The 26,936-nt window shown below is 63.8% G+C and carries 22 protein-coding genes; 6 read left to right on the top strand and 16 right to left on the bottom strand.

Annotated features, from left to right (window positions below):
* Positions 1-167: 167 nt before the first annotated feature.
* From GcLGCM259_RS05725 to GcLGCM259_RS05715, 3 genes are all read right to left on the bottom strand, one after another.
* On the bottom strand, positions 168-1,058 hold the full coding sequence (locus tag GcLGCM259_RS05725; protein ID WP_138178158.1) for a sugar ABC transporter permease: 891 nt from the start codon (positions 1,056-1,058) through the stop codon (positions 168-170).
* The gene (locus GcLGCM259_RS05720) at positions 1,058-2,653 is read right to left on the bottom strand and encodes an ABC transporter permease subunit (protein ID WP_138926005.1); all 1,596 of its coding nucleotides are present in this window, start codon (positions 2,651-2,653) and stop codon (positions 1,058-1,060) included. Before GcLGCM259_RS05720 ends, GcLGCM259_RS05725 begins: the two co-directional genes overlap by 1 nt.
* Before the next feature lie 138 nt (positions 2,654-2,791).
* A complete protein-coding gene (locus tag GcLGCM259_RS05715; protein ID WP_138926004.1) occupies positions 2,792-4,054 on the bottom strand; it encodes a sugar ABC transporter substrate-binding protein in 1,263 nt (420 codons plus the stop codon).
* Positions 4,055-4,320: 266 nt separating this feature from the next.
* Here GcLGCM259_RS05715 and GcLGCM259_RS05710 point away from each other — a divergent pair, with 266 nt between their 5' ends.
* Both GcLGCM259_RS05710 and GcLGCM259_RS05705 read left to right on the top strand, forming a co-directional pair.
* Entirely contained in the window at positions 4,321-6,000 is a 1,680-nt protein-coding gene (locus GcLGCM259_RS05710) for a glycoside hydrolase family 13 protein (protein ID WP_175419336.1), read from the top strand.
* 112 nt (positions 6,001-6,112) lie between these two features.
* Complete coding sequence (locus tag GcLGCM259_RS05705; RefSeq protein WP_138926002.1) at positions 6,113-7,126, top strand: LacI family DNA-binding transcriptional regulator; 1,014 nt, start codon at positions 6,113-6,115, stop codon at positions 7,124-7,126.
* 1 nt (position 7,127) lies between these two features.
* Here GcLGCM259_RS05705 and GcLGCM259_RS15255 read toward each other — a convergent pair whose 3' ends face one another.
* From GcLGCM259_RS15255 to GcLGCM259_RS05685, 5 genes are all read right to left on the bottom strand, one after another.
* The gene (locus GcLGCM259_RS15255) at positions 7,128-7,268 is read right to left on the bottom strand and encodes a hypothetical protein (protein WP_175419335.1); all 141 of its coding nucleotides are present in this window, start codon (positions 7,266-7,268) and stop codon (positions 7,128-7,130) included.
* 33 nt (positions 7,269-7,301) lie between these two features.
* Positions 7,302-7,523, bottom strand: coding sequence for an META domain-containing protein (locus tag GcLGCM259_RS05700; RefSeq protein WP_138926001.1), 222 nt, complete (start codon positions 7,521-7,523; stop codon positions 7,302-7,304).
* Between the two features lie 362 nt (positions 7,524-7,885).
* Entirely contained in the window at positions 7,886-9,334 is a 1,449-nt protein-coding gene (locus tag GcLGCM259_RS05695; RefSeq protein ID WP_138926000.1) for an IS1380 family transposase, read from the bottom strand.
* Between the two features lie 241 nt (positions 9,335-9,575).
* Complete coding sequence (locus GcLGCM259_RS05690) at positions 9,576-9,779, bottom strand: cold-shock protein (protein WP_138178168.1); 204 nt, start codon at positions 9,777-9,779, stop codon at positions 9,576-9,578.
* 428 nt (positions 9,780-10,207) lie between these two features.
* Complete coding sequence (locus GcLGCM259_RS05685; RefSeq protein ID WP_138178170.1) at positions 10,208-10,441, bottom strand: hypothetical protein; 234 nt, start codon at positions 10,439-10,441, stop codon at positions 10,208-10,210.
* A 342-nt stretch (positions 10,442-10,783) separates the two neighbouring features.
* Between GcLGCM259_RS05685 and GcLGCM259_RS05680 the strand changes: the two genes are divergently transcribed.
* Complete coding sequence (locus GcLGCM259_RS05680; protein ID WP_246049793.1) at positions 10,784-11,890, top strand: fatty acid desaturase family protein; 1,107 nt, start codon at positions 10,784-10,786, stop codon at positions 11,888-11,890.
* A gap of 273 nt (positions 11,891-12,163) precedes the next feature.
* On the top strand, positions 12,164-12,760 hold the full coding sequence (locus GcLGCM259_RS05675) for a phosphoribosyltransferase (RefSeq protein ID WP_175419334.1): 597 nt from the start codon (positions 12,164-12,166) through the stop codon (positions 12,758-12,760).
* Between the two features lie 54 nt (positions 12,761-12,814).
* Here the strand turns inward: GcLGCM259_RS05675 and GcLGCM259_RS05670 are convergent, their stop codons facing one another.
* The 5 genes from GcLGCM259_RS05670 to GcLGCM259_RS05650 all read right to left on the bottom strand — a co-directional run bounded on the left by GcLGCM259_RS05670 (position 12,815) and on the right by GcLGCM259_RS05650 (position 19,358).
* A complete protein-coding gene (locus GcLGCM259_RS05670) occupies positions 12,815-14,317 on the bottom strand; it encodes an MFS transporter (RefSeq protein WP_217496557.1) in 1,503 nt (500 codons plus the stop codon).
* 314 nt (positions 14,318-14,631) lie between these two features.
* Positions 14,632-15,765 carry a ferrochelatase gene (locus GcLGCM259_RS05665; protein ID WP_138925998.1) on the bottom strand — a complete coding sequence of 378 codons (1,134 nt, stop codon included), beginning with the start codon at positions 15,763-15,765 and terminating at the stop codon, positions 14,632-14,634.
* Positions 15,766-16,078: 313 nt separating this feature from the next.
* Entirely contained in the window at positions 16,079-17,068 is a 990-nt protein-coding gene (locus GcLGCM259_RS05660) for an HAAS signaling domain-containing protein (protein ID WP_138925997.1), read from the bottom strand.
* A 185-nt stretch (positions 17,069-17,253) separates the two neighbouring features.
* Positions 17,254-18,600 carry an MFS transporter gene (locus GcLGCM259_RS05655; protein ID WP_138925996.1) on the bottom strand — a complete coding sequence of 449 codons (1,347 nt, stop codon included), beginning with the start codon at positions 18,598-18,600 and terminating at the stop codon, positions 17,254-17,256.
* 155 nt (positions 18,601-18,755) lie between these two features.
* Positions 18,756-19,358, bottom strand: a complete 603-nt coding sequence (locus GcLGCM259_RS05650) for an SRPBCC family protein (RefSeq protein WP_217496556.1) — start codon at positions 19,356-19,358, stop codon at positions 18,756-18,758.
* A 215-nt stretch (positions 19,359-19,573) separates the two neighbouring features.
* Between GcLGCM259_RS05650 and GcLGCM259_RS05645 the strand changes: the two genes are divergently transcribed.
* Both GcLGCM259_RS05645 and GcLGCM259_RS05640 read left to right on the top strand, forming a co-directional pair.
* Positions 19,574-20,266 carry an IclR family transcriptional regulator gene (locus tag GcLGCM259_RS05645; RefSeq protein WP_138925994.1) on the top strand — a complete coding sequence of 231 codons (693 nt, stop codon included), beginning with the start codon at positions 19,574-19,576 and terminating at the stop codon, positions 20,264-20,266.
* Between the two features lie 213 nt (positions 20,267-20,479).
* Complete coding sequence (locus GcLGCM259_RS05640) at positions 20,480-21,193, top strand: VIT1/CCC1 transporter family protein (RefSeq protein WP_054820730.1); 714 nt, start codon at positions 20,480-20,482, stop codon at positions 21,191-21,193.
* A gap of 102 nt (positions 21,194-21,295) precedes the next feature.
* On the opposite strand, the gene GcLGCM259_RS05635 is transcribed toward GcLGCM259_RS05640, so the two are convergent.
* The 3 genes from GcLGCM259_RS05635 to GcLGCM259_RS05625 all read right to left on the bottom strand — a co-directional run bounded on the left by GcLGCM259_RS05635 (position 21,296) and on the right by GcLGCM259_RS05625 (position 26,878).
* Positions 21,296-22,417: an MFS transporter gene (locus tag GcLGCM259_RS05635; RefSeq protein WP_246049792.1), complete on the bottom strand. Its 1,122-nt coding sequence runs from the start codon at positions 22,415-22,417 to the stop codon at positions 21,296-21,298.
* A gap of 256 nt (positions 22,418-22,673) precedes the next feature.
* A complete protein-coding gene (locus tag GcLGCM259_RS05630; protein WP_138925992.1) occupies positions 22,674-25,715 on the bottom strand; it encodes an AAA family ATPase in 3,042 nt (1,013 codons plus the stop codon).
* Complete coding sequence (locus GcLGCM259_RS05625) at positions 25,712-26,878, bottom strand: exonuclease SbcCD subunit D (protein WP_138925991.1); 1,167 nt, start codon at positions 26,876-26,878, stop codon at positions 25,712-25,714. Before GcLGCM259_RS05625 ends, GcLGCM259_RS05630 begins: the two co-directional genes overlap by 4 nt.
* Between the last annotated feature and the right edge of the window lie 58 nt (positions 26,879-26,936).

The raw sequence follows: 26,936 nt of genomic DNA, 5'->3' as shown, positions 1-26,936 counted from the left end.
GGACTGCCAGCAGGACCTGCGGAACGCACACAGTGCGTTCCGCAGGTCCTTTTTTTGCGCTTTCCGGGGCCGCGCCCTGCTTTTGCAGGTGCATCCCGATAGCTTTTCATCCGCCACACAGCGCTGCGGTCCGGGATGCGCTCCGCCGGCCGCTTTGCCGGGGCCTGCTACTTCCCCGCACCGGCGGTCAGGCCGCCGACGATGTATTTCTGCAGGAAGAGGAACAGCGCCATCACCGGCAGCGCGGCCAGCACCGCACCGGCGGCAAAGACGGACCAGTTGGAGCTGAATTCCTCCGAAACGTAGGAATACAGCCCCACGGCCAGCGTCTGGTTCTCCGGCGAGACCAGCACCACCGAGGCGATCACGAAGTCCGAGGTGCTCGCGATGAAGGACAGCAGTCCCACCACCGCCAGGATCGGTGCCACCAGACGCAGGATCATGGTGAAGAAGATCCGTGCATGCCCGGCCCCGTCGATCTTGGCTGCCTCGTCGATCTCCACCGGGACGGTGTTGAAGAACCCGTACATCAGGTAGGTATTTACGCCCAGCGCGCCGCCCAGGTACACCATGATCAGCGCGACCTGGTTGTCGATGCCCAGCATGGGGTAGACCTCGCCCAGCGAGGTCAGCAGGATGAAAATGGCCACGACGGCCAGCAGCTGCGGGAAGATCTGGACCACCAGCAGGCTCATCAGGCCGAAGCGCCGTCCGGTGAAGCGCATGCGCGAGAAGCTGTAGGCGGCCAGCGCCCCGAGGAAGACCGAGGCCGCGGCCGTGGTCAACCCGATCACCAGGGTGTTGCCGAACCAGGCGGCGAAGGGCCGCTGCTCATTGCGGAACAGGTCGATGTAGCTGCGCAGCCCCACTTCGGTGAACAGTCCGTTGGATGAGAGCAGCGTTCCGTTGGGGTTCAGTGAGGCCGACAGCACATAAAGCAGCGGGAACGCCGCATAGATGCACAGGGCCACGCCGATCAGGTGGCGCCAGCCGGTGGCGGCGAACCACTTTCCAAAGCCGCGGCGGGCGGCGGGGCGCACGGGAGTTGGCGTCGACATTAGTTCAGCTCCTCCAGGGCCTTGGTCTGCTTGAAGCTGATCACCGCGATGATGGAGACCAGCACGAAGATGATGATGGAGAACGCACTGGCCAAACCGTAGTCGCGTTGCGAACCGACGAAGGCGACCTTGTAGACCATCGAGATCAGGATGTCGGTGGCACCCACGTTCAGCCCCGCTCCCTCCAGGCGTGGGCCGCCCTCGGTGAGCATGTAGATGACATTGAAGTTGTTGAAGTTGAAGGCGAACGAACTGATCAACAGCGGGGCCACCGAGACCAGCAGCAGCGGCAGCTTGATCAGGCGGAACACCTGGAACGGTTTGGCCCCGTCAATCTTGGCCGCCTCGGCCAGCTCGTCGGGGATGGACTGCAGCGCGCCGGTGCACACCAGGAACATGTACGGGAAGCCGAGCCACAGGTTGACCCAGAGCACGGAGAACTTCGCAAGCCACGGGTCGGTCAACCACGGGATCTGCGCCCCGCCGAAGAGCACCTGGTTCACGAACCCGAAGTCCTTGTTGAGCATGCCGGCCCAGACCAGGCCACCGAGGAATGCCGGGAACGCGTAGGGAAGGATGGAGATCACCCGGTAGATCTTGCGCCCCTTCATCCGCAGGTCGTTGAAGACCAGCGCCAGGAACAGGCCCATGAAGAACGTGGTGGCCACCGAGAGCAGGGCAAAGGCGAAGGTCCACAGCGTCACCGAGGACAGCGCGGTGCGGATGGAGGGGTCGCTGAACGCGCGGGTGAAGTTCTCGAACCCGACGTTGATCGACCAGCCGGGCATCAGCTGGGTGCCGTCCTCGGCGGTGAAGGCGCCCACCCCGGTATCCCGGTAGACCACCGAGGTGGTGGAGTCCGTCATGGTGCCCGCGGCCTGGTCGTACACCAGGTTGGAGGTGTACTGGTAGGCGGTGCGCCCGTCCGAGGTGCGCAGCGAGCCCTCGGCCGGGTCCTGGCTGATCGGCACGGCCAGCGAGGTCACTTCCGACTGGCGTCCGAGCAGATCGGCGAAGCCCAGCTGTGTGTAGCCCTCCAGCTGCTCCGGGCTGGTGGGCTCGAGCGGCTGATCGGCGGACCCCACCTGCTGCACGCCGTCGCGCTGGACCAGCAGCGACAGCTCCTGGCCGTCATCAAGCACCGTCACCGGGAACGCCGGGGAGTCCGGCACACGGCTCTGGTTGGACTGCAGCAGCGCCATGACGGCGTCGTCCTTGTCCGAATTGTGGCCCGAGCCGTAGTTCGTGAAGGCGATGTAGCCGGTGTAGCCGATCACGAAGACCTGGAAGATCAGCAGGAAGATGGTGCCCGGCAGCAGGTACTTGGCCGGCAGCCAGCCCCGCTTGAAGTACACCACGTTGATGGCCAGGGTGATCACCGCGAGCACCGCGGCGATGGCCCAGGCTTCACGGCCGATCGCGGTGAACAGCGCGAACACGGCGGTGGCGTCCACGATGGCGATCATGGCGATCTTGGCCAGCATCGCCCCGGTGGAGGTGGAGGACGCGGCGGCAAAGCGGGATGCGGCCGGCGAGAGCTTGGCCTGCTGGGCGGCGTCGCCGGCGGGCGGCGGCTTGTGATGGGTCAATGACATCTTTGGCTGGTTTCTGGGTCGAATGGCGGCGGGTGCTGGTTCAAGAAGCAGGCCTGGCGGCCGGCGCGCGGTGCCGAGGCAGCGTCCTGCTGCCCCGGCGCCCGCTGCGCCGGCCAGGCCCGGTGGCGGCCTGCGGCGCTACTTGGCGATGGCCTTTTCGATGTCCGCGGTCATCTGCTTCCAGCGCTTGGCCGGATCGGCCTTGCCGGAGATGATCTCGGCTTCGGCCACACCCCAGTACTCCCAGACGGCAGCCATCTCCGGGATGCTGGGCATCGGCACGCCGTTCTCGCCCACCGCGCCGAAGGACGCGATGGTCTCATCGGACTTGGCCGCCTCGAACGCCTCCTTGTTCGCCGGCGGACGCTTGCCAACCTCGTAGAGCTTGGTCTGGATTTCTTCGGTGCCGATGTAGTTGGTCAGGAACTCGGTGGCGGCCAGCAGGTTCTCGGTCTTCGAGGAGACAAAGAAGCCCTGGACGGCCACGAACGGCTGGGCCTCTTCACCGCCGGCGCTCGGGATCGGGTCGATCGCCAGATCGATCTTGGCCTCCTGGACGGCGTCCACGTTCCACGGGCCGGTCAACAGGAACGGGGAGTCGCCGGAGATGAACTTCTCCTTGGCGATGTCCGCGTCCACGGAGGTCTTCAGCGTGCCGGCCTCGCCCTGCTCAGCCAGCCACTGGGCGAACTCCAGCCCGCCCGCGTTGCCGATCTGCAGGTCATTGGCGTTGTAGGCCCCGGTGTCGTCGGTGCCGAACACCGGCGCGTCAAAGGAGGTCTGGAACGGGTAGGCGTGGAACGGGTCGCCCACCTCGGTGACCTGGACCAGGAACGGGAAGTCGGTGCCGGCCTTCTTGCCTTCGGCGATCATCTCATCGAAGGTCGCCGGGGCCTTGTCGACCAGGTCCTTGTTGCGCAGCAGCGCGAGGTTCTCCGTGGCGTATGGAACGCCATAGGTGTTGCCCTCGTAGCGCATCGCGTCGATGGCCACGTCCTGGAACTCGGAGCTCTTCTCGCCCAGCTCGACCGGCTGGACCACACCGTTGGTGACCAGGTTGCCCAGCCAGTCGTGGGCGCCGATGGTGATGTCCGGCCCCTTGCCGGTGGGAACCTGCTTGAGGAAGTCCTCCTGGATCTTGGAGAAGTCCTTGATCACCAGGTCGACCTTCACCCCGGACTTCGCCTGGAAGTCGGCGGCCGCCTCCTTCAGGACCGGCTCGCGGTTCGCGTCGACCCACACGCTCAGCGAGCCAGCCTCGGCCGGGGCCGAGGAGGACTGCGCGGCGGTTTCGGAAGGCTGCGTGGACGAGGGGTTCGAACCACTACAGGCCGTCAGGGACAGCGCGGCAATCGCGGTCATCGCCCCGCCCAGCAGCAGGGAGCGCTTGTTCACCATCATGGGGTGTCCTTTCGTGACAACTTTGTCCAAAGAACCGGTTTGACTGCGATGCTGCGCGGTGTGGCCGGTCGGTTCGTTCGAGGTGCATGTGCCACCACGATTGTAAGCGTTTCCAGAGTGGCATAGATCATGAACGATGACAAGAATATCGTGAAAATCACTTCAATCCGTCGTACTGGCGATAAGGGAGCCGCATTCCAGGGTGGCTGGCGGCATCAAAACTGAAAGCGTTTACAACACCTGGGAATTCGTTTATGGTTACCGTCATGACTCAAATCCGATCCCTCGCTGATTCCCGGAGGACCGAGGCCGGCGCCCAATGGTGGCGCTCCTCGGTGATCTACCAGATTTATCCTCGTTCCTTCTCCGATGCGAACGGCGACGGCATGGGGGATTTGCCCGGCATCACTGCGCGGCTGCAGTCCCTGGCAGACCTCGGGGTCGACGCCATCTGGCTCTCCCCCTTCTTCACCTCCCCGCAGAAGGACGCCGGCTACGATGTGAGCGATTACTGCGATGTGGATCCGCGCTTCGGTACGCTCGCCGACTACGACGCCATGGTCGCCCGCGCCCACGAGCTGGACCTGCGGGTCATCGTTGACCTGGTGCCGAACCACTGCTCGGATCAGCACCCTTGGTTCCAGCAGGCCCTGGCCGCCGCGCCAGGCTCCCCGGAGCGGGATCGGTTCATCTTCCGCGACGCGGTGCCCGGCGGTCTTCCCAATAACTGGGAATCGGTCTTCGGCGGTCCCATGTGGACGCAGACCACCAACCCGGACGGCACACCGGGACAGTACTACCTGCACGTCTTTGATTCCTCGCAACCGGATTTCAATTGGCACAACCCCGAGGTTCGGGAAATGTTCCGCAATGTGCTGCGCTTCTGGCTGGATCGGGGAACCGACGGTTTCCGGGTGGATGTCGCCCATGGCCTGATCAAGGCCGACGGGCTGCCGGATTACGTTGTGGACCCCGCCGCCGCGTCCATGGGCGGCACCGAGGAGCTCGCCCCCTGGTGGGGTCAGGAGGCCGTGCACGAGATCTACCGCGACTGGCGCACCGTGTTGGACGAGTACGGCGGCGAGCGCGTGCTGTGCGCCGAGGCCTGGGTCAGCCCGCTGTCCCTGATGGCCAAATGGGTGCGTCCGGATGAGATGCACCAGGCGTTCAATTTCCCGTACCTGTCCTGCCATTTCAACGCCGGGCAGATCCGCGCCACGATCGACGAGTCGCTGCGGGAGTTCGCGGCGGTCGGCGCGCCAAGCACCTGGGTGCTGTCGAACCACGATGTGGTGCGCCACGCCACCCGGCTGGCGCTGACCGAGGAGAACCCGCAGGGTGAGGGCATCGGCCCGCTGACCCCGAACCTGCCGGATCCGGCCGTGGGCCTGCGTCGGGCGCGTGCGGCCAGTGCCCTGATGCTTGCGCTGCCCGGCGGCGCCTACCTGTACCAGGGCGAGGAGCTGGGGCTGCCCGAGGCGGTGGACCTGCCCGATGAGGCGCGGCAGGACCCCACCTGGTTCCGCACCAACGGCGAACGCTACGGCCGCGACGGCTGCCGGGTCCCGCTGCCGTGGGAAGCCGGCTCCCCCGCCGCCGGGTTCTCCCCCAGCGGCAGCAGCTGGCTGCCGCAGCCCGAGGGCTGGCAGGACTACGCGCGCGACGTGCAGCGCGCGGATCCGGACTCGACCCTGAACCTGTATTACACGCTGCTGCGCGTGCGCCGGGAGCATGAACTGGGCACCGGCTCGCTCAGCTGGCTGGAGACCGGCAACCCGGATCTGCTGGCCTTTGCCAACCGCGATGTGCTGGTGGTGTCCAACTTCGCGGGCACCGATCTGGAATTGCCCCCACAGACCACCGGGCTGGCCGTTGCCGCCACCAGCGCGCAGCAGCCCGCGGGACGGCGCATCGCCGCGGAATCGACCATATGGTTCCGCGCCTGATCAGGCTCCCGGGTAATCTGGTGCCGTGGCCGCCGCGGGCCCCAGCCGTCCCGTCGCGCCTAGCCACCCCATTGCCCTCACTTGCCCCCACAACTGCGTCGGAAGGAACCACGTGGCCAGCATCAAGGACGTAGCTCGGGCTGCGGGCGTCTCGGTGGCGACCGTCTCGCGCGCGCTCTCCGGTCGGGGCAATGTCTCGGCCGCGGCACAGGCCGCGGTGCAGCGCGCCGCGAGCGATTTGGGCTACGTCGTCTCCTCCAGTGCCTCGGGGCTGGCTTCGGGGCGCACCCGGAATATCGGCGTCCTGGTTCCGGTGATCAACCACTGGTTCTACGCCAGCGTGCTGGAGGGGATCTGCACGGCCCTGATGCGCGAGGGCTATGACACCACGCTCTACCAACTCACCAAGGATTCGGGCCAGCGCCACCAGATCTTTTCCGATTTCCTGCAGCGCCAACGGGTGGATGCGGTGATCGCCGTGAACGTAGAGCTCAGCGAGCAGGAGCTAGTGGCACTGCACGCACTGAACAAGCCCCTGGTCGGGGTGGGCGGGCCCCTGCCCGGCGTACCCACCCTGCACGTGGATGATGAGGCGGTCTCCGCCCTGGGCACCAACCACCTGCTGTCCCTGGGTCATGTCCGGGTCGGCTACATCGGTGGATCCTCGGAAACCGACCTCGACTTCCGCGTGCCCTCCCATCGGCGCATCGGCTACGAGCGTGCCCTGGCCGAGGCCGGGATCGACGTCGATGAGCAGCTGTGCGTCAGCGCGGACTTCACGATGGGCCAGGGCTACACGGTGGCCAAGCAGCTGCTGGGCAACCCGGCGACCAGGCCCACCGCCATCTTCGCCGCCAGCGATGAAATGGCCATCGGGGCGATCCTCGCAGCCCGCGACCTGGGCCTGCAGCTGCCGCAGGACCTGTCGGTGGTCGGCGTGGATGACCATGAACTGGCCGAGCTCTTCGGGCTGACGACCATCCGCCAGCAACCGCACCAGCAGGGCGAACTTGCCGTGGCCATGCTGCTGAAGGCCATCCGCGGCGAGGCGCCGGCACGGGCCCACCACCTTGAGCACCAGCTCATCGTGCGCAGCTCAACCAGCCGCCCGGCCACCGACGCCTAAGCTAACGTTCCCCGCGCGGAAGGGTGCCGATCTGCTGGTCATTCGCGTCGAAGACCAGCAGCGAGCCGTCCTGGATGGTTGCGTGGTCGGCGGTGCTCAGCCAGGTGTCCACGCCGTGGCAGTACATCATCGTGCTGGCCATCGCGCTGAAGCTGATCTTCTCGGCCTCCTGGCTTCAAGTGGACATCAGGTTGTTGCAGCCATCGCTTCCGGCCACCTTGCCCTCCTTGGATAGTTCCAGCCAGGGCTGGCCCTGCTCCTGTTGTCCCCACAATCCCGTGGGGTCCTGCGACTTCCCGCCGGATATGGCGCAGGAACTGGCCAGCATCATGAATATGGCCCACGAACGAAAAAATGGAATGCGTCTCATACCCCACACCAGCTCGACGATTTTCATGGCGGGATCGTCGTTTAGGGTAGCCAAGACGAAAAGCTGATCTTAGAGTGCGAAAATAATGGCATCTAAGCTCCACATTCACCGGTTCGAGGATCACTTTTTGGTGATCAAGTCTACCGGGCCTTTCCCACCCCGCGGAGAGAAATCACGGGCCACCCGGCGTCTTTCACGCGGGACTGGCTACTAGCCCAACGGTTTCATCGTGACGTTGAGGGCCGCTGATTTCCAGTTTTTCTGAGAATCGGCGGCTCTCTCCTGTTTCGGGGTCGCCGATGACACCAGGGTCACTGGTGCGGGTGCCGGGCTCCACAGTTCCGGTCGTGGCTCTTTCGTCTCGTTCGTGGGCAGAATTGATTGCCGGTTCAGGCAGTAAGGTGGCCGTGACGCCATTGCTGATACCCGGCCTGGGCTCGTTCTAGCAGGTCGGTGAGCAGGGTGGCTTCCGGCGCAGTTCCGGGGATTAATAACCTGGTTTTCCGACTGCTGGTGATCAGCTTCCCAGCGATGGAATACAGCCGGTAACGCCACCGCTTCACGTCCCAGCACGCGGCAGGATGGTTCACCGGCAGCAGGGTCAGTTGGATCCACGAGGTCAGATTCATGGCCAGCACCGCCACGTTGATCCACGCCTGGTTCGCGGCAAAAGACCAGTAGGGCAGCTTGCCCAAGCCCGTGGACTTCAAGGTCTTGATCCTGTTCTCACACCGGCCCTTGGCGCGGTGGCGGGCGTCGAGGAAGGCGACGTTGTAGCGTGGCGCGTTCGTGAGGAATGCGGTGATGCGATTCCCGTCTGTGTCGAACAGCGAGGCCTTCGCTCCGGGATGCAGCGGCTCGGCCCGCAAATAGATGCGGGTGCCCGGCGGGTAGTTGTTCAACCCGATGACCCCGCTCGCGTCGATCACCCACGCGTTCCGGCGCGGATTGCCGTGTTGGTCGGTGGCTGGTTCCCAGTACTTCTTCTCGTTGATCCATCCGATGAACCGCTCATTGACCACCGGCAGCGCGTAGGAGGTGGAGAACTGGAGCCCCAACGAATCCAGGTGGTGCAGGAACTCGCGCGAAGCGCCAGCGCTGTCGGTACGCACCAGGACCTTCTTACCGATCAGTATCCCGTCCTGGTCATAGAACTCATCAGGTAGCTGGGCCAGAGCCTGGTCCAGGATCGTGATGTGGTCCGCCGCTGAGTTCGCGCCCTTGTTCCCGGGCCGCAGCATCACGGCCAAGATTTCCCCGGTGCCATTGCCTTTCCCGTAATCCACGCTGGCGATCATGGGAGAGAACCCGTACCCACCCTTATAGGTGCCTGCGGCGTGCTCCTTGTCAGAGTGCACATGCACCAGCGAGCCATCAATATCGATGATCAGCGGATCCCATCTGGTAGCTCGCAAAGCCGGATTGCGGGCCCCGGCCGCGGCCCAGACCCGGGAGCGCAAAGTGCGGTGCATGGTGGCAAAGGCGTAGAAGAACGCCGCGGGCTGATCCTTGATCCGGCCCATGAACCGGCTGATCGTGGCCTCGGAGGCGACCGTGCCGAACAATCCTTGTGAGGAGCTGAGCTGGTCAATATCAGTAACTTGCTCGCCTCCGGCGGACAGCATGATCGCCAAGTCAGCCATCATCTTGCCCGGCCGGTGCACCGCAGTGGCCGGCACGAATTGGGAGAACCTGTCCTCGCATAGCCTGCGGAAGCTTAGGGCGTTCAGGAAGCTGGTCAGTACCCCGAGCCCTGCCTGGGACACCAGCGCTTGGTTGGTGAGTTGGGCCGGGACATGCGGGAAAATCGGGGTAGAGTGGTGCCTTGAAAAGGTGATCCTTCGAACTGGGTAGATGAAGCTTAGACACCTCTATTTTCCCAGTTCAGATCACCTTTTCCTCGTTAATGACAGCTCATGACCCCGTAAGTGATGAAACCACCGGGCTAGGCACCCCGGTCAATGCCGCCTAGAAGTGTAGCTTGGTGCCCACTGTCAGCACCACGCTGAACTTCTAAGAACCGGCAAAGGGCGGGACAAGATTTTTCTTGTCCCGCCCTTTGTTAATTATGAAAAGTAGCTAGCGCACCTGGATCTCAGTTGCTTGAGGACCCTTAGGCCCAGCTTCAAGCTTGTACTCCACAGTCTGGCCCTCTTCAAGGTTTTTGAATCCAAAGCTTTGGATCGCGCTGTAGTGAGCAAAGACGTCAGCGGATCCGTCGGACGGAGCAATGAATCCGAAGCCCTTTTCGGAGTTAAACCATTTTACGATGCCGGTGGTCATGTAAATTCCTATCGAGCCGTAGATAACGGCAGTACGCGTGTACGCCACATCGGCTACACAGCAAGAGTTCTGATGAATCCCGTGATAATGCAAAGCTTGAGCAGGCCCAGAGGCCGGGTGAACATCGAATACTGAGTTCACGGGCTCAAAAATTTTATCCGAGAGATAGATTGTCGACCGAGCTAGAGTTCTGAGACCGAAAGCCCTCTACCGACTGCCCTACTTAAGATATAGGGACAATTATTTCAGGTAACGCTATTCCCTTTTTGCCGGGAATACCAGCGCAAAGACGTTTATGAAAAATTCAAGAAAGATCTGAAACGAGATGGATGATATTTCATCTCGAGGAGACTAATTACTACTACTACGGTATCACACGAAGCGGACTCCGCGTCGTTCTTTTTCCGCTTTACAGTCGAACCGGTCGGTTATTCGCTGAGCGCAATCGCAGCCGCCACGCGCGTTAACGCTTCCTCGCTACTGAGTTGCAAGAGGCTTGCGATCATACTGACCATTGTTTCCCCTAGTCGAGCCAGGATCGCCACAGCTTGCGCATTACCGCCCTCGAGCTCAGATGCGATGAGGAGAAAAGCTTCTCTGTCCTGGCGAACTAGGGAGGTGAGTAAAGCGATTCCTAGTGCTGCTTCGGGGCTGTTACTCATGAAGTGTTCCCGTCGTTGACGATGAATTTGGATGATACTTCGGTACTCGCGGCGTAAAGTTAGCAGCGTTTTGAGCATATCAGTTTGCTTGCCCGATACTATCGAGCGGAAGTAATTGGAGGCAGATGTAGACCTCAATCAGTGGTTCCATCACCTGCACGTCATTTTCCGTTGTTTGGGTACTTCGACGCCCCACGCCGACTCTCTCGATTGTGGTCACAGGGGATGCCAGCACATTACTCTGGCAACTCACATCCAGCGTAGATAGACTGAAGCAATAGGAGTTGAGACTTTCAGTTCTTTCGACTGAAAAGTCGCCGCTACCACCCAAGGACTCTGCACTTGAGTAGCATCACTTCCACCCTGCCCACCCCTCCACCGGCCACTTCAGTGCGGCCCGGGGATCCCAAAAGCTTCTTCCACGTCAAGGCCCTGGTCAGCGACGCGGGACTCAATGGACGGCGCCGCGGCCACTACCTAGGCATGGGCCTGGTCCTGCTGGGTCTGCTCGGTGGGACCATCACCGGGTTCATCCTGCTCGGTGACAGCTGGTTGCAGCTGCTGATGGCCGGGGCGCTGGGAATCCTGCTTACCCAGTTCGCGTTCCTGGCCCACGAGGCCGCACACCGCCAGATCCTCTCCTCCGCCAAGACCAATGACAAACTCGGACGCCTGCTGGCCAACGGCGTGGTCGGCATCAGCTACCAGTGGTGGATGAACAAGCACAACAAGCACCACGCCACGCCAAATACAGTGGGCAAGGACCCGGACATTGAATGGGACACCATCTCCTTCCAGCCGGCCGACGCACAGCGGCAAAAGGGTCTGCTGAAGTGGATCACCGAACGCCAGGGGTATTTGTTCTTTCCGCTGCTGACCCTGGAAGGGCTGAACCTGCATTTTCAGTCCATCAAGTACCTGTTCGTGGCCAAGCGAGTGAAAAACCGCAGCCGCGAAATCACCGTGATTGTCTTGCGCGTGGCCATCTATCTGGCCTTGATCTTCGCCTTCCTTCCGATCGGCATGGCGTTCGCCTTCATCGGCGTGCAACTCGCGGTTTTCGGCATCTACATGGGCGGCTCCTTTGCCCCCAACCACAAGGGCATGCCCATGGTCCCGAACAACATGCGCATTGACTTCTTCTCCCGGCAGGTACTCACCAGCCGCAACGTCATGGCCAAGAGCCGGTGGGGCAACGAACTGCTCTCCATCATTTACGGCGGGCTGAACTACCAGGTCGAACACCATCTGTTCCCCTCGATGCCGCGAGCCAACCTGGCCGAGGTCTCCCGGATTGTGCGCGCCTACTGTGCCGAACACCAGATCACCTACACGGTGGCCTCGGTGCGCCAGTCTTACGCGCAGGTCATCCGATACCTGAACAAGGTTGGACTCTCGGCCCGCGATCCCTTCGACTGCCCCATGGTGTCCGCCTACCGGCAGTTCTAGTCCGAACCCCCGGGCGGGAAAGCTTCGGGCGGCTTGTTGCCGGCAGTGTGCACAGTTGCGTTCGAGAGCAGCGGTATGTCTGAAACACCCGGCGCATATTGCTGGGCGAGTTCGGCCTCTTTGACCGACCGTCGAGCCCATAGTGACTAGTCAGGATATTTTCTGTGAGGTCTGTTGCAATCGACTGATCTGGGCAAGACTGGAACCATGACACAACGGGCGAACCAAAGATTCGAGAATCGGGAACAGGCCGGCACTTCTCTGGGACTGGCGTTGGCAACTCGGCTGGAGGCCGGCGAGTACGTCGTGCTGGGGCTGCTGCGCGGGGGCGTGCCCATCGCCGCGGAAGTGGCCCGGGCGCTGGGCGCGGAACTTGGCGCGCTGGCCGTACGCAAGCTCGGGGTGCCCAGCAACCCGGAGCTGGCCTACGGTGCCATGGCCTCCTACCGCGGTTTCTCCGGACGCTACCTCAATGAGGGAATCCACCGTCGTGCCAAGGAAGGCTTCGGCAGCGCCCAGCTGGACCGGGTGGAGGCCGAAACCGAACAGGCGCTGGCCGAGCTGGCCGAGATGTTCCAGGAGTATTCACCGGACCTGGCCGGGCGGATCATGGTGATCTGCGATGACGGACTGGCCACCGGCGCCACCGTTAAGGCGGCGGTCGAACTGGTCCAGCAGCTGGAACCCGAGCGGATCATCATTGCCGCACCGGTGGCGCCCCCGGAGGTGCTCAACGAGCTGTCGCAGGTCGCCGACGAAGCCGTCGCCTTGCTGAAGCCCGGCGGTTTCACCGCAGTGGGAGCCTACTATGAGCAGTTCCAGCCGGTGGAGCGGGACCAGGTGCTCGCTCTGCTGCACAGCAAGGCGTGAGCCACCGGTCATAGGTCCTGGATAGTTCTAAGACGCTATACCAGCAGGCGGGTCCTAGTGCCCCACCACGGTGGCGATCCCGTGCCCCTTGCGCTGGTCAATGATGGCGACCACCAGGGTCAGCACGACCATTACCGTGATGGCGATGAAGCCCACGGTCATGGCGGTGTTCCATTCGCCGGTCAGGTGCTGGGTGCCGTAGAAGATAGCGGTGATCACCGCGATCCCGACCGCGGTACCGATGCGCTGGGACGTCTGCATCAGACCGCCCGCACTGCCCGAGTTCGCCACCGGAACATCCATGAGGGTCAGCGCCTGGTTCGGGGAAATGATCGAACCCTGCGCCACACCGATGAAGCTCAGCGTCAGCAGCAGCCACCAGATCCTCACCTGGTCCTGGGCGTTGAGCTCCACAACCGCAATGGTGGACACCAAGCCGACCAGTGCACTGAGAATGCCCCAGATCACCAGTCGCCGCCCGAACTGGACCACGTACTTACCGGCAATATGGGAGCTGGCCGCGGAGGCCAACGCGGCCGGAAGACCGACCATGCCCGCCTGCAGCGCGGTCAATCCCTGGCCCTGCTGGACGTACACCGCCACCAAAACCCAGACGCTGGTCACGCCCATGAAATAGAGCCCGGCAATGATGTTACCCAGGGTGAAGGAGCGGATCTTGAACAGCTGCAGGTCCACCATGGGTTCGCGGCCACGCCGCTTGTAGTTCTTCTCCCAGAGAATCCAACCGCCCAGCAGTGCAAAGGCGGCGGGCAGCAGCCACCAGGTCCACGGGGTCTCCCGGCCCTGAACGAAGGGAAGCATCAGGGCCAGGATCGACAGGCCAAGCATGATGCTGCCCACCGGGTCGAGGTCCACCCCTCGCCTGCGCTTCACCACGGCCGCAGCTACGGCGTCCGAGGGGTCACTGGCAGGAACCTGAAGCTTGCGAAATAGCGGCCGCGGCAGCCAGCGCAGCGCCAAGACTATGGCCAGCAGGCCAATCGGCACGTTGACCAGGAAGGTGGAGCGCCACCCCAGGTCCTCCCCCAGTCCCTGCACCAGGAAGCCGCCGAGTACCGGGCCAATGGCAACCGAGAAACCGACCACGGTGCCCAAAGCGCCGTAGGCACGGCCTCGTTCTGGCCCGTGGAAGTATTGCTGAATCATGCCCAGCACCTGCGGGTTCAGCAGGCCCGAGCCCAGGCCCTGGATGAAGCGGGCAATGTTCAGGCTGGTGGCATCGGGGGCAAATCCGGCCAGGATCGAGGAGAGCGTGAAGATCACCAGACCGCTGAGGAAGATGGCGCCTCGCCCAAAGACGTCCCCGGCGCGGCCAGCGGCCACCAGCACCACACCGAAGGTCAGGGCGTAGCCGGAGAGCACCCACTGGATATCCGATTCGCTGGCGCCCAGGGTGTTCTGGATGGCGGGCAGGACGACATTGACAATGCTCACTCCGACCAGGGACATGAACATGGTGGCCAGGAGGACCATCAGCACCCGCCAGCGGGTTGCCTCATCCATGGGTGCCTCACCGGCAGCACGATTCTCAGCCATTCCATCCCTTCACGAAAACCTGCCGGCTCAACGCCGGGATTACTTCCATAGGAAGGCTATCTGAAATGCTCCGTGCCGCCACGAACGGGGTCGAACTAGCCGACACATTGAGCCCAGACGATGCCACGTTCCTCAATGTGGGAAACGGGCGTCGGGACGAAAATGAACCTGGTGGTCGCGTTGGGGCCTAGCCTCGTACTGCTCAACTCCGTTGCGCCAGCAAAATATTCCCTGACCTGCCAACCAGTCATGAACCGCCGCGGGAAATGAGACCGGCAGGGCGGGTAGCTGGCCTCCCCGCCCTGCCGAACTGTCTAAACGGTCGCGCTCGCCTCGGCCGGCCACTGTGGTGCGGTCGGCTTCAGCGTGGCCCCGAGGCAGCAGTTCAGCGAGCACGCCCCACTGCCCGCAGCGAGCGGCCCCCCGGACGTCACGGCTGGCAGCTCCGGCGATTCCCCGCGAACCTGCGCCGCCCGCTCCAGGGCGAGGTCCACCAGCCCGCTCACGAAGGATGCGGAGGTACCCACGGTGTCCGCCCGCACGAACCGCAGCTGCAGTTCCTCGGCCGTGGCGGCGGCTTCCGTATCCAGATCGTATTTAACCTCCATGTGATCGGAGACGAATCCCAGCGGAACCACGACGACGCCATCGATGCCCTCCGCAGCCAATTCGCGCATGCGGTCATTGACATCCGGTTCGAGCCACGGGGTATGCGGGGACCCCGAGCGTGAGCAGTAAACCAATTCCGAAGGCAGCCTCTGCTCTTCGGGCAGCTGGCCCTCAATCCACTGGATGAGCTGTTCGTGCTCGGCCTGGTAGCCGGCGGTGTACCGCTGCGAGGCGTCTTGCATGGTCGTGGGAATGGAGTGGGTGACATACAGGACCCGGTGCGTGCCGGGGTCCAGCTCCCCCACGTTCTGCTGGAATTCGCTCAAGGCACGGCGGACGCACTGCAGTTCTGCGTCAGCGAAGCCGGGGTGGTTGTAGTACTGGCGGACCTTGTCGAAGGACACCTCAATGCCATCATCGGCCAGTGCCCGAACCGTTCCGCCGAAATCTTCACGGTACTGGCGGCAGGAGGAGTAGCTTGAATAGGCAGAGGTAGTGATGGCCAGGAATCGGGTGGCTCCGGTTTGCTCGGCGTGCTTTCGCACTTCATCGGTGAGGTAGGGATCCCAGTTCCGGTTCCCCCACAGCAGCGGGATCCGGACATCGCGCCGCTGCAGCTCCTGGTTGAGGGCATCGAGCAGATTCCGGTTTTGCTCGTTGATGGGTGAGCGGCCGCCGAAGTTGTAGTAGTGCTCGCCCACTTCCACGAGCCGCTCGTCGGGAATGCCGCGGCCCCGGGTGACATTTTGCAGGAAGGGCAAGACATCCTCCGGCTTTTCCGGCCCGCCGAAGGACACCAGAATCAATGCATCAAAGGGTTCAAGGCTGACATTGCTCATGTTGGTTTGTTGGCCTGGCCCGTGCACAGCGGGCAGTCGGCCCGTCCTTTCTTCAGAAATGGAAAGCGATAACGATCATCGGGTGTCGCCAATGGTCCAGTCTTCGGGTGCGCGATAGATCCAGCAGAAAGTTGAGGTGCCCCTGCCATAGGGTCTGGCGAAGGAGAACCTCGATATTCACTAGCTTAGCTAGCTATATTCTTGGCGAGAAGGAACGGAAGCGCAAATCCGGGAAACGAAAAACATCACCAGGCCGCCGACTCGAAGCAGGTTGGCCCGTACCCTCACCGTTGCCTGGGGCCAATGATGGCCCCTAGAGCAGAGCCAGCAGATCCCGTGAACGGCGATGCCACATGTTCCCCGCCAGGCCCAGGTGCCCCACAATGAAGAACAGGCCGCCGGCGATGAAGCCGTAAATCATGACCGGCCAGGCCAGCGAGGCGTAGATAATCACCCCGAGCCCCACGGCGATCAGCGCGATATCGGCCCACCACCAGCGCAGGAAATGACCGAAGACCGGCAGGAGCAGGATCGCCGGGAACACCAGCAGCCACAGCTGGTGATACAGCGTGAAGACCGCCTGGCCATGCAGCAGCAGGGTCGCCAAGAGCAGCACCGCGCCAATGGTTCGCCAGATCCACCCCGCCCGGCCCATCGCCGAGCGCAGCAGCACCCACGGGACGATCGCCTGGGAGTAGAGCAGGACCGTCACCGGCCAATAAAACATGCCAATACCCAGCCCGGCCAAGATGGAGACGACGCTCATCACCACGGCCCCGAGCAGCTGCAGCCAGATCGCAGCCTTGTCGCGCAGGATCAGCGGGGTGAGGCTGAACAAGGCGGGGACCAGGGCAACCAGCGCGGCCGGCAACAGCTCGGCGTTGAACCAGGTTCCGGCCTGCCGTGCCTCAATGTACCCAAAGCTGACTTCCCCCTCGAAGCCCAGGCCGAGGGCGCCGGCCACGTCCACACTCATCGGCGCCTGCGGGGCGAAGAGCAGCACCGCGGCGGTCAGAAGCGAGAACGCGAACGTGGGCCACGCCAGGATCCGGGTGAGGAACTCAAACCCGCTGGAGACCTTCAGCTCCTGCGGTTCGACCCGCTCGAAGCCCGCGGCGATCCGCTGCACCGGGCCGAGGCTGTCCAGGATGTCCTGCTTGTGCCGCCCCCGGCGCGGCAGCCTAACCAGCTGGGCCCGGGTGTGGGCCAGCACGTCCTCGCGTTCGGCGGCGCTCAGTCCGGAAAGGGCCTGGCGCAATTCGTCGAGGTACTGCCGGGCGGCTTTGGGCAAGCGGGCGGCCATTAATGCTCCTGCGGTGGTGGAAGGCGGGTTTTTCTTATCGTGTCATATCGCCGACGCAATCCAGCGGTTTGCCGCCTTGATTCCCGGACACTAAGGCACCGGGCCGGGTGGGTTCGGGGATCTGCTCCCCGTCCCACCCGGCCCGGTGCCGGCGGCGGCGCCAGCGCGCCGCCGGTAGTCCTTGCCTAGTGCACGCTCGGGATCTTGGCGGTGCCGTCCGCGTGGAAGCCCTCCACACCCAGCGAGCGGTGACGGGTCTCGCCCACCCACAGCACGGCCGCGGTGGAGATGACGGTCAGCACCATGATGTAGATGGCGATCGAGCCGGACCAGCCGGTGGTCTCCAGCAGCACCTGGGCCACGGTGGCCGCGAAGGCGCCGCCGAGGATCGCGCCGATGGCGTAGCCGATCGAGATGCCCGAGTAGCGGATGTGCGCCGGGAACATCTCGGCGTACATGGCCGACTGCGGTCCGTAGGACAGGCCCAGGCCGATGGTCAGCACGAAGATCGCCACGGTGTACAGCACGATCGAGCCGGTGTCGATCAGCATGAACATCGGGATCATCCACACGAAGACGATGGCGTAGCCGATGACGAAGGTGTTGCGGCGCCCGATCTTATCCGAGAGCCAGCCGCCGACCAGGGTGAAGATTAGCCAGCCGAAGGAGCCGATGGTGGTGGCCAGCAGCACCGGGGCCATCTCCAGGCCCAGCACCTTGGTGGTGTAGGCGATGAAGAACGCGATGACCAGATAGCCGGCGGCGTTGTTCGAGATGAAGATCAGCGCGGCCTGGATGACCTGCTTGGAGTTGGTCTTCATCAAGTCCTTCAGCGGGGTGTGCTCCTCGCTCTTACGCTCGGCCATCTCCTTGAAGACCGGGGATTCCTCCAGTGCGCGGCGGATCAGGTGACCGACCAGGATCAGCACCACCGAGAGCAGGAACGGAATACGCCAGCCCCAGGCCATGAACTGTTCGGGGGTCATCGACACGCGCAGCACGTACAGAATGCCGGTGGCCAGGATCATGCCGATCGGAACACCGATCTGCGGGAAGGCGCCGAAGTAGCCGCGGCGGCCCTTCGGTGCGTGCTCCACACTCATCAACGCCGCGCCGCCCCATTCGCCGCCGGCGGAGAAGCCCTGCAGCACACGCAGCAGCACCAGCAGGATCGGTGCGGCAACACCGATCTGCGCGTAGGTGGGCAGCAGGCCGATCAGGGAGGTGGCGATGCCCATCAGGATCAGGGTCATCACCAGGATCCGCTTGCGTCCGAACCGGTCACCGAGGTGCCCGGCGATCACGGCGCCCAGCGGACGGAAGAAGAAGGAAATGCCGATCATCGCGAACGAGAGGATCTGCGCGATGCCCGGGTTCGACTCACCCAACGGGGCGAGGAACAGCGGGGTGAGCAGGGTCGCGGTCAGCTGCGCGAAGATGAAGAAGTCGTACCACTCGATGGTGGTGCCCACCAGGGTGCCGGCTAGAACGCGCCGTTCTTCCTGTCTGCGGGTAACAAGCGAGGTAGTCATGAGTGCCCTTGAGTTTGCGAGATTCCGAAAATCTGATTACCGACCGTTCAGACGGTAACTCAGATCACAATCATAGGCCACGGGTGAGCCTGCTCACAACAAGATTTTTCTACACTCCGAGAACGGACTCTTGACGAGTGGTTTTGCCGCACGGATCAGGGCTTGAACAGCAGTTCGTAATAATCGCGGAGCGCCGGGTAGTAATCGGGATCAAAGCGAATCGCCTCTGGATCCTGGCCTGCGGCCGCGGCCAGCAGGCGGTCCAGATACAACTCCCACCCCGGGCCAATGGAGCCAGCCTGGGTGGGCTCCAGGTTCGGCATCACGAACTCCAGCAGGCTTCCCTCCGGGTCGCTCAGTACCTGGAGCTGCAGTCTCCACACCTCCCCGTCCTGCGGGGAGGATTCAACCACGAGACGATGGGTGGAGGCATCACAGTCAATGAGGCGCATTTCCATTGCGGGCCTTCCCTCCTCGGCATTCAGCGTCAGCTCTACGCTCCCGCTGGCCGGATCCCCGGACCACGGTCCGATCCACCGGTCGGTTTCGGCAGGTTCGGTCAGTAATTTCCAGAGCTCCTGTTGGTCAATGGGGAAGACCCGCAGCAGGCGCAGTGCCCCATCCTCGGTTTTGCTTCCAGTCGGCGTCGCCGTCATGATCCCACTCCCCTGTTCTTCCTGACCGGCCGATGTCGACCCGCCGGCGGATGATGCTCGCGATCGTGGCTTGTAGGCTAACAAAACACCGTTCGTTTCCATAGGGGCGAGCAGAGGCCTCTGTTGCCATTCCCGGCGACCGGCGCGGGAACGTGAACCCGGCTGAGAATATGTGAACGAAAGCAGTCAGCAGTTCAAAAATCGAACTGGCTGTTCGATTACAGAATGATTAGGATGCAGGTAGGGCCACGCCTTGGGCGCCAGGCCCTGCACCCATTCTTTTGGGCGGGCCACCGCCCCTCGGCAGGACAAGGATCATGTCAGCTTCCCAGACTCTCTCCCGCGGTGTACGGATGCTCGAAATCGTGGCGGACTCCCCCACGAACCTGAGCATCGCCGAGATCGCCGAGAAGATGGAAGTCCACCGCTCCATCGCCTACCGGATTCTGCGCACCCTGGAGGATCACCGCCTGCTGGCCCGCGACGAGGCCGGGCGGATCCGACCCGCCTCGGGCCTGGCCACCCTGGCCCGCTCGGTGCAGCGGGATCTGCAGAACACGGCGCTGCCGGAACTGACAAAGCTGGCGAACACTTTGTCCATGACTGCGTTCGTTGCGGTGTGGGAGCATGACCTGTGCACCACCTTGGTGTCGGTGGAGCCGGCCCACTCCCACCGGGCCATTGTGCACCGTCCCGGAACCCGGCACGGCATGGACGTGGGCGCCCCGCCCATCGCGATTCAATCCAACTACACCCGCAGCCAATGGGATGCCATGAACACCGGGGTGGACTACCGCGAGCAGGTGCGCGACGCGAAGATCAATGGGTATGCCAGCAGCGTGGATGAGGTCATCCGCGGCGTGACGTCCCTGGCCGTGCCCCTGCACACCTCCAACACGCTGCCAGCCGCGCTGGCCGTCGTCTTCGCAACCAGCACCGTGCAGGAACACGAGAAGATCGTCCGGGCGTTAAAGGAATCAGCGCTGGTTATCAGCGAGGATCTTTCCTAGGAAGACTGGAACACCGAAAGCAGATCCACCCACAAGACCCACTCATCAACGGACAATGAGGTCTTCAGGCAATATCGGTGAGTGACAACAAGGAGCATCGGCTGGCCGCCGGATGGCGGCCGGTTGAATCACGGTACTGGCTGCTTCGCGCGGCCAGATCAGAATCTGGAGGTCATCGTGTCCACGTCCGAGAGCCACACCCCGGATGGGTCAATGCCACACACCCACCCCAACGAACCTCACGACAACCGTATCGGCCAGAAGCTGAACTGGCTGCGGGCCGGGGTTCTTGGAGCCAATGACGGGATCGTTTCCACCGCGGGTGTGGTCGTCGGCGTTGCAGCCGCCACCCCTGGAAATCTGGGAGCGATTGCCACGGCTGGCATCGCGGCTCTGGTCGCCGGCGCGTTCTCCATGGCCGGCGGCGAGTATGTCTCGGTCAGCACTCAGCGCGACACCGAGCAGGCGCTGATTGCCAAGGAGAAGCGTGAGCTGGCCGAGATGCCGGAGGAAGAACTGCAGGAACTGGCCGGAATGTACGAGGCCCGGGGCCTGAGCCCGAAGCTGGCGCATCAGGTGGCAGCGGAGCTGACCGCCCATGACGCGCTCGCTGCCCATGCCGAAGTGGAATTGGGCATTGATCCCGAGGAGTACACCAGCCCCTGGGCTGCCGCATTCTCCTCCTTTATCGCCTTCACCATCGGTTCCCTGATTCCACTGATCATGATCCTGCTGCCGCCGGAATCGGCGCGGATCATCGTCGCCGCGGTGGCCGTCGTCATCGGTCTGCTGCTGACCGGCTGGATCAGCGCCGCCTTGGGTGGCGCCCCGCGCTTGCGGGCCATCCTGCGCAACGTCGTGATGGGCAGCGCCACCATGGCGGCGACCTACATCATCGGTCTGCTCTTCGGCGTGGCGATCAACTAAGCACGAACACCGCTTCCAGCCCGCAAACCGGGTTTCAACGGCAACAGCGGCCCAGGACACGATACGTCCTGGGCCGCTGTTGCTTCCCATCCAGGGCCGGTGCTAGCGAACGTTGGCCAGCTGTTCGGAGCGGGCCACCAGCATCTTCATGAACATGGCGGCCAGGGCGATCACAACGGCGGCACCGGTGCACACCCAGAAGGCCCCGGAGTAACCCATGGATTCGGCAAGCAGGCCGGCCAGACCGTTGCCGATGGCGGTTCCAACGACGATGCCGGCCGAGAGCATGGTCATCACCGTGGACAGCCGTCCGGCCGGCGCCACCTCGCCGCCCAGGGTCATCACCACCACGATGATCGGTCCCACGCCGAAGCCGACCAGGAACAGCATGGCGAGCATGAATCCGGTGGACTGGGGCAGCTGCAGCAGCAGGCTGGTCAACGCCAGGAAGGAGGCGGAGGCGATCCAGCGGGAGGTATGCCGGAACGCGGCGGGCCACATGGCCACGGAGATCGCGGCGATGGCACTGGACAGGCCCACGGCACCATAGAGCATGCCGCCGCGGTTGGAGTCACCCATGGCGCCGGCGAAGGCCAGGGTGCCGGCGGCGGAGGAACCGAACACGGTGCCCAGGCCGATCATGCCCAGCACCATGGCGCTGATGGCGGCCACCTGAACCTTTGTGGCCTTGGCGTGCCGCGAATCCTTCGGGCTGGGAATCACCGAACGCTCGGTGGAATGCAGGCCAAAGATCGGGACCAGGATGATGGTGAGCACCGCGGCAATGATCAGCGGCAACGCCGGGTTCAGCGCCGAGGCCAGGAAGCCCACGGCCACCGGCCCCAGCACGAAGCCCAGCTCGTCAAGCATTGATTCAAGACCCAGCGCCGCGCCGAGCACCTTGGGCCGCAGTCCGCGCGCCCGGGTCATGGAGATCCAGCGGACACGGGACATGGGACCCACTTGGGGGCCGGTCGCCCCGGTGAGCAGGCTAACGGCCACCAGCGCTGCCACCGTGACGGCGTCACCGCGGCTGCCATACCAGGTCAGAACCGCCAGCATCAGGGTGTGCAGCAGGGCCGCGGTCAGCAGCACCTTGCGCTGCCCAATCCGGTCGGCCACGTAGCCGATCGTTGGTCCGCCCACGGCGGAGCCGAGCCCCACCATGGCGGCCGAAAGCCCACCCAGGGCATAGGAGCCGGTGCTCGCGGTGAACAGGGTCATCGACCCGATGGTCAGCATGGCCAACGGAAGGCGTGCAAAGAACGCCAACGGTAGGTAGCCGCGTCCCACGAGCGGGACCAAAGAAGAGTATCCAGAAGAACTCGAATTGTCCGCGGCCGAGGCCTGGGACAAAGACTTTTGGGTCAACTTTTCTCCAATAACTAAAGCGTGCGTTGTCCCTCGCCCCTCAACGCACAGAAAACCCAAACACGCCATTGGGCGCTCTTTTCAAGATACGTGCCAGTTTCCCCGGTGTCTAGCTCAATGTGAGCAAGCTCCGCTCCGCATTGGTGCTGATGGTGGATCCCTCCCTGGCCTTGGTAACGGTCAACCGGTTGGTGATGCGCTGTTTCATCTCGCTGACGTGGGAGACCACCCCGATGACGCGTCCGCCGGACCGCAGTGACTCCAGCGCCTCCATGACCTGTTCCAGGGTCTCGGTGTCCAGGGAGCCAAAGCCCTCATCGACGAAGAGCGTCTGCATGTCCACGGCCCCGGAATGGTGGGAGATGACATCCGCCAGCCCGAGGGCCAGGGACAGGGAGGCCATGAAGGTCTCTCCCCCGGAGAGGGTCTGGGTTTCGCGGTACTTCCCGGTCCACGAGTCATGCACCCGGATGCCGAGTCCCGACTTGGCGTTGCCCCGGGCCGTGTCGTCATGTTCCAGTGAATAGCGCTGCGAACTCATCACCTGCAACCGTTCGGTAGCGGCGGCGGTGACTTCTTCGAGCCGGGCGGCCAGCACATAGGTGCCCAGGGTCATCTTCAGCCGGTTCTCCCCGCCGCCGCGGACCACCTCAGCCAGCGCCTTGAGCCGCCGGTAGGACTCAATGACCGGGCCGGTATCGCTGATGCGTCGGGCGAGCCTGTCCCGTCCTTCCTGCAGGCGTTGCAGGGAAGCAGCGGCAACGACTTCGGCCTGGCGGGCCTGCTCGTAGGTTTCCTCGGCTTCCTGCAGCGCTGCAGCGTCCCGTTCCAGCTGACCGGTGTCAGGCGCCGTTTCCCCCTCGGCTTCCAGTTGCCGGGCTTGAATGACATCTTCTGAAGCGGACAGGGTCTCGATAGCCGCAGCACGTTTTTGGTGGGTGGTGCGCAGCTGCTCCAGTTCTTGGCGGACACCGGGTTCCAGCAGCGCCTGGGCCTGGGCCGCGTCATCGGCGAAACCGACCGCGGTCCGTTCTTCTTCCCAGCGCCGGGAGCAATCCTCCAGGTGCGCGGTGGCGTCCAGGGACTTGGAGAGCGCCTGGTGCAGCGCACTGAGCACCGAGTGGTCGGCGCTCAGATCTGCCAGCTTCTCCCCCAATGACCCGTAACCGCCGCGCAGTTCGGATAGCCGGGCATCAAGCTGATTGAGTTCCCGGCCCAGCGCCTCTGTCTTTTCCACCGCAACACCGTGGGCAAGTTTCGCGGCTGCGGCGGTCTGTGCTTGCTTCTCGCTCTCATGCTGAACCTTCGCCAGCTGGGCCACCAGCTTGGCGACACCGGCCCGAACGTTCTGGGCCTCTTTCAGCGCTTCCTGGTGTTGCGCGACCTGCTGCTGGGCCTCATCACGAGTGGTCTGCCCAGTCACCGCGGCGGCTTCCTCATAGCGGGTGGTGGCCGCATGCAGCTTTGCTTCCACCTGCCTGGTCTTTTCACGCTGGGCTTCGACCTGCTCGCGCAGATGCTCCACTGCATCCTCATCGACCAGTTCCTCGCCGGCTTCGGCCACGGCAGGCCCAGGGTGTTCGGTGGCCCCACAGACCAGGCATGGCTCGCCCTCGACCAAGCCCGCGGCCAAGCGCGCGGCACTTTGATTCAGCAGGGTCTGCTGCGCTTCCAGGAGGCTGCTCTGCCGGTCCCGGAGCCTGCTGGCTTCCCCATCGTACAAAACCTGGACTTTGTTTTTGACGTACCGCAGCTCCTCGCGCCGCTTCACCGCGGCCACCTGCTCGGTGGCCTTTTGCAGGGCCTGCTCGGCCTGCTGCACGCTGGCGGCTGCGGCCACCTCATCCAGGTCCTTGGCCTGCAGTTCGTCTCGTTCCTTGGCCAACGTGGCAATCATTGCCTCGGCCCGTTCGGACTTTTCCTGTTCCTTGCCGGTCAGCTCCTGCTGGCGAAGCAGCTCACGGGCCAACTGTTCGCGCTGCTCCTCGGCGGGCAGGGCCGAACGGATGCTGCCAAGCTGCTCGCCAAGTTCATTGGCTTCGGTCGCCAAGGACTGCAGGGTCTGCTGCGTGTACTGGATCTCGCGTTCCGGGAATCGCTCTGTGAAGTTAGCGGCACGGGATTCAAGCTGCTGCCGGGCCGCAGATGCGTTCTGCTGTGCATCGCGTTGTTGCCGCTGGTAGGCGCTGATCTGGATGGCCTTCGCGTCCAAGTGCAGGCGTTCCTCGGCGGCCGTCGCGGGTTCGGCGTTGGCGGCGTGCGCGGTTTCCAGCTGCCGCAGTTCGGCCAGCCGTCCGAAGATCCGTTGCCGTTCCTGTAGCTGCTGGTGGCGCCGTGAGGCCGTGGCCTGATCGGCGCGGCGGGCCTTTGCCGTTTCGGCCCGCTGCTGGCGCAGGGTTTCCAGACGCTCTTGAAGCCCGTCAAAGTCCAGGTCCGGTTCGTCGGCGCCGGGCAGCTCGACCGCGGCGGCCTGTAGTGCCCCGGTTGCGTCCGAACGCACCTGGTTTTCCATGGCGGCCAGTTCGGCTTCAATCGTCTCGGTGCGCTTGCGTTCCTGGTGCAGGCGGGCGGCGAACTCCTCCTCGATCTTGGCGTAGTCACTGGTGTCGAAGAGCCGGGCCAACAGCTTTTCGCGTTCGGTGTCCTTGGCGCGCAGGAAGTCGGCGAATCCGCCCTGCGGCAGCATCACCACCTTGGTGAACTGTTCCCTGTCCAGGCCCAGCACCGCGCCCAGGGTTTGACCGACTTCGTCGTTGCGGGTGGACAGCGCCTGCCATTCCCCGTCAACGTATTCACGCAGCGCGCTCTTGGCCTTCTCCTCGGTGAAGCCGCTCTTGGCCCGTTTGGAGGGACGCATCCATGCCGGGGAGCGGGTCACCTCAAAGCGCCGGGTTCCCACCGACAGTTCGCAGGCCACTTCCGGGGCGAGGCCTTCGGCGGCGTGGTCCGAACGAATCTGCCGGCTGCCCTGCCTGTTGCCGGGCAGCGCACCATAGATGGCGTAGCAGATGGCGTCCAGGATGCTGGATTTTCCGGCGCCGGTCGGCCCGTCCAGCAGGAACAGCCCGGCGGCGCCCAGTTCGTCAAAGTCAATGTGCTCGGTGCCGGCGAACGGCCCGAAGGCCTGGATGGTCAGCTGGTGGATCCTCATTTTTCACTTCCTGCTTCACGCACACTGCGGATGACCGAAGCCACCAGTTCCTGCTCATGTTCATCGGCCGGGCGGTGACGCACATGGTCAATGAAGTCGGTGCACACTTCCTTGGTGGACTTCGCCCGGGCCAGGCGCTGGGCGTAGCTTTCCCGGGTGTTGCGGGTGGAGGCTTCCGGGGCGAAGAGCAGCACCACGGTGTCGGGGAAGCGGGTGCGGACCCGGGTCATCGCCTCAGCCGGGCGGTCGGTGTCGGTCAGTGTCACCTGGCACCAGGCTTCCTCGGCCCAGGCCAGCTCCGGGTCCTCCAGCAGCTCCTGCAGCTTGCCGCGCAGGATGGCCAGCTTCTTGGGGACCGGCAGCTCCACTGCTTCGACTTCCTTCACGCCACTGGCGTCGGTGTCAATGATCCACACGGCCTTGCGCTGGTTCGCCTCGGAGAACGAGTAGGCCAGGGGCGAGCCGGAATAGCGCACGGTATCGCTCAGCCGCTGCCGACCGTGCAGATGCCCCAGCGCCGAGTAGTCGAAGAGACCGAAGAGCTCAACCGGCACCACGTCGAGGTTGCCCACGCTCAGTTCCCGTTCGGAGTCGCTGCCCACGCCACCGGCGGCGAACAGATGCGCCATGGAGAAGGCGAGCACCGGGGTGTCGGCCGCGGCCCGGCGGGCCGCCAGGTCCTGCTGGATGCGGGTGACCGCGGCGGCGACGACCGATTCATGGGATAGCTTCTCAGCCTCCAGCTCGGCCATCACCATGCGCGGCTCCAGGTACGGGATGCCGTACACCGCGATCTGGTGGTCTTCACCCTGCACCATCACCGGGGTGCTCATCCGGGTGGTATCGGCAATGATATGCACCCCGGCAGCGTCGATCAGTTCGGCGGCAAAGCCCAGCCGGGCGGCCGAGTCGTGGTTGCCGCTGGTGATGATGACTTTCGCCCCGGCGGCGCGCAGCTGCCCGAGGATGGAGTTGCACAGTTTCACCGCATCCACCTGCGGCAGGGCGCGGTCGTAGATGTCCCCGGAGATCAGCACCACGTCGATGTGGCGCTCTTTTACCAGGCGGACCAGCTCTTCGAGCACCGCCCGCTGGTTCTCAAGCAGGGAAGCACCATGGAAGGACCGGCCCAGATGCCAGTCCGAGGTATGAAGCAAACGCATACCTTCACCTTATGCAATCCCCGCGACGCTTTGATTCACCGGCGAGCGCGCTGTGCGT

Source organism: Glutamicibacter creatinolyticus (genome assembly GCF_006094275.1).
Classification (GTDB): domain Bacteria; phylum Actinomycetota; class Actinomycetes; order Actinomycetales; family Micrococcaceae; genus Glutamicibacter; species Glutamicibacter creatinolyticus.
This window is presented reverse-complemented; position numbering and strand designations above follow the sequence as displayed.

Bases quoted from the DNA above. Each gene is read 5' to 3' on its own strand.
- GcLGCM259_RS05725 (WP_138178158.1), bottom strand. From the start codon at position 1,058: ATGTCGACGCCAACTCCCGTGCGCCCCGCCGCCCGCCGCGGCTTTGGA.
- GcLGCM259_RS05720 (WP_138926005.1), bottom strand. From the start codon at position 2,653: ATGTCATTGACCCATCACAAGCCGCCGCCCGCCGGCGACGCCGCCCAG.
- GcLGCM259_RS05715 (WP_138926004.1), bottom strand. From the start codon at position 4,054: ATGATGGTGAACAAGCGCTCCCTGCTGCTGGGCGGGGCGATGACCGCG.
- GcLGCM259_RS05710 (WP_175419336.1), top strand. From the start codon at position 4,321: ATGACTCAAATCCGATCCCTCGCTGATTCCCGGAGGACCGAGGCCGGC.
- GcLGCM259_RS15255 (WP_175419335.1), bottom strand. From the start codon at position 7,268: ATGGCCAGCACGATGATGTACTGCCACGGCGTGGACACCTGGCTGAGC.
- GcLGCM259_RS05700 (WP_138926001.1), bottom strand. From the start codon at position 7,523: ATGAAAATCGTCGAGCTGGTGTGGGGTATGAGACGCATTCCATTTTTT.
- GcLGCM259_RS05690 (WP_138178168.1), bottom strand. From the start codon at position 9,779: ATGACCACCGGCATCGTAAAATGGTTTAACTCCGAAAAGGGCTTCGGA.
- GcLGCM259_RS05685 (WP_138178170.1), bottom strand. From the start codon at position 10,441: ATGAGTAACAGCCCCGAAGCAGCACTAGGAATCGCTTTACTCACCTCC.
- GcLGCM259_RS05670 (WP_217496557.1), bottom strand. From the start codon at position 14,317: ATGGCTGAGAATCGTGCTGCCGGTGAGGCACCCATGGATGAGGCAACC.
- GcLGCM259_RS05665 (WP_138925998.1), bottom strand. From the start codon at position 15,765: ATGAGCAATGTCAGCCTTGAACCCTTTGATGCATTGATTCTGGTGTCC.
- GcLGCM259_RS05660 (WP_138925997.1), bottom strand. From the start codon at position 17,068: ATGGCCGCCCGCTTGCCCAAAGCCGCCCGGCAGTACCTCGACGAATTG.
- GcLGCM259_RS05655 (WP_138925996.1), bottom strand. From the start codon at position 18,600: ATGACTACCTCGCTTGTTACCCGCAGACAGGAAGAACGGCGCGTTCTA.
- GcLGCM259_RS05650 (WP_217496556.1), bottom strand. From the start codon at position 19,358: ATGGAAACGAACGGTGTTTTGTTAGCCTACAAGCCACGATCGCGAGCA.
- GcLGCM259_RS05645 (WP_138925994.1), top strand. From the start codon at position 19,574: ATGTCAGCTTCCCAGACTCTCTCCCGCGGTGTACGGATGCTCGAAATC.
- GcLGCM259_RS05640 (WP_054820730.1), top strand. From the start codon at position 20,480: ATGCCACACACCCACCCCAACGAACCTCACGACAACCGTATCGGCCAG.
- GcLGCM259_RS05635 (WP_246049792.1), bottom strand. From the start codon at position 22,417: ATGACCCTGTTCACCGCGAGCACCGGCTCCTATGCCCTGGGTGGGCTT.
- GcLGCM259_RS05630 (WP_138925992.1), bottom strand. From the start codon at position 25,715: ATGAGGATCCACCAGCTGACCATCCAGGCCTTCGGGCCGTTCGCCGGC.
- GcLGCM259_RS05625 (WP_138925991.1), bottom strand. From the start codon at position 26,878: ATGCGTTTGCTTCATACCTCGGACTGGCATCTGGGCCGGTCCTTCCAT.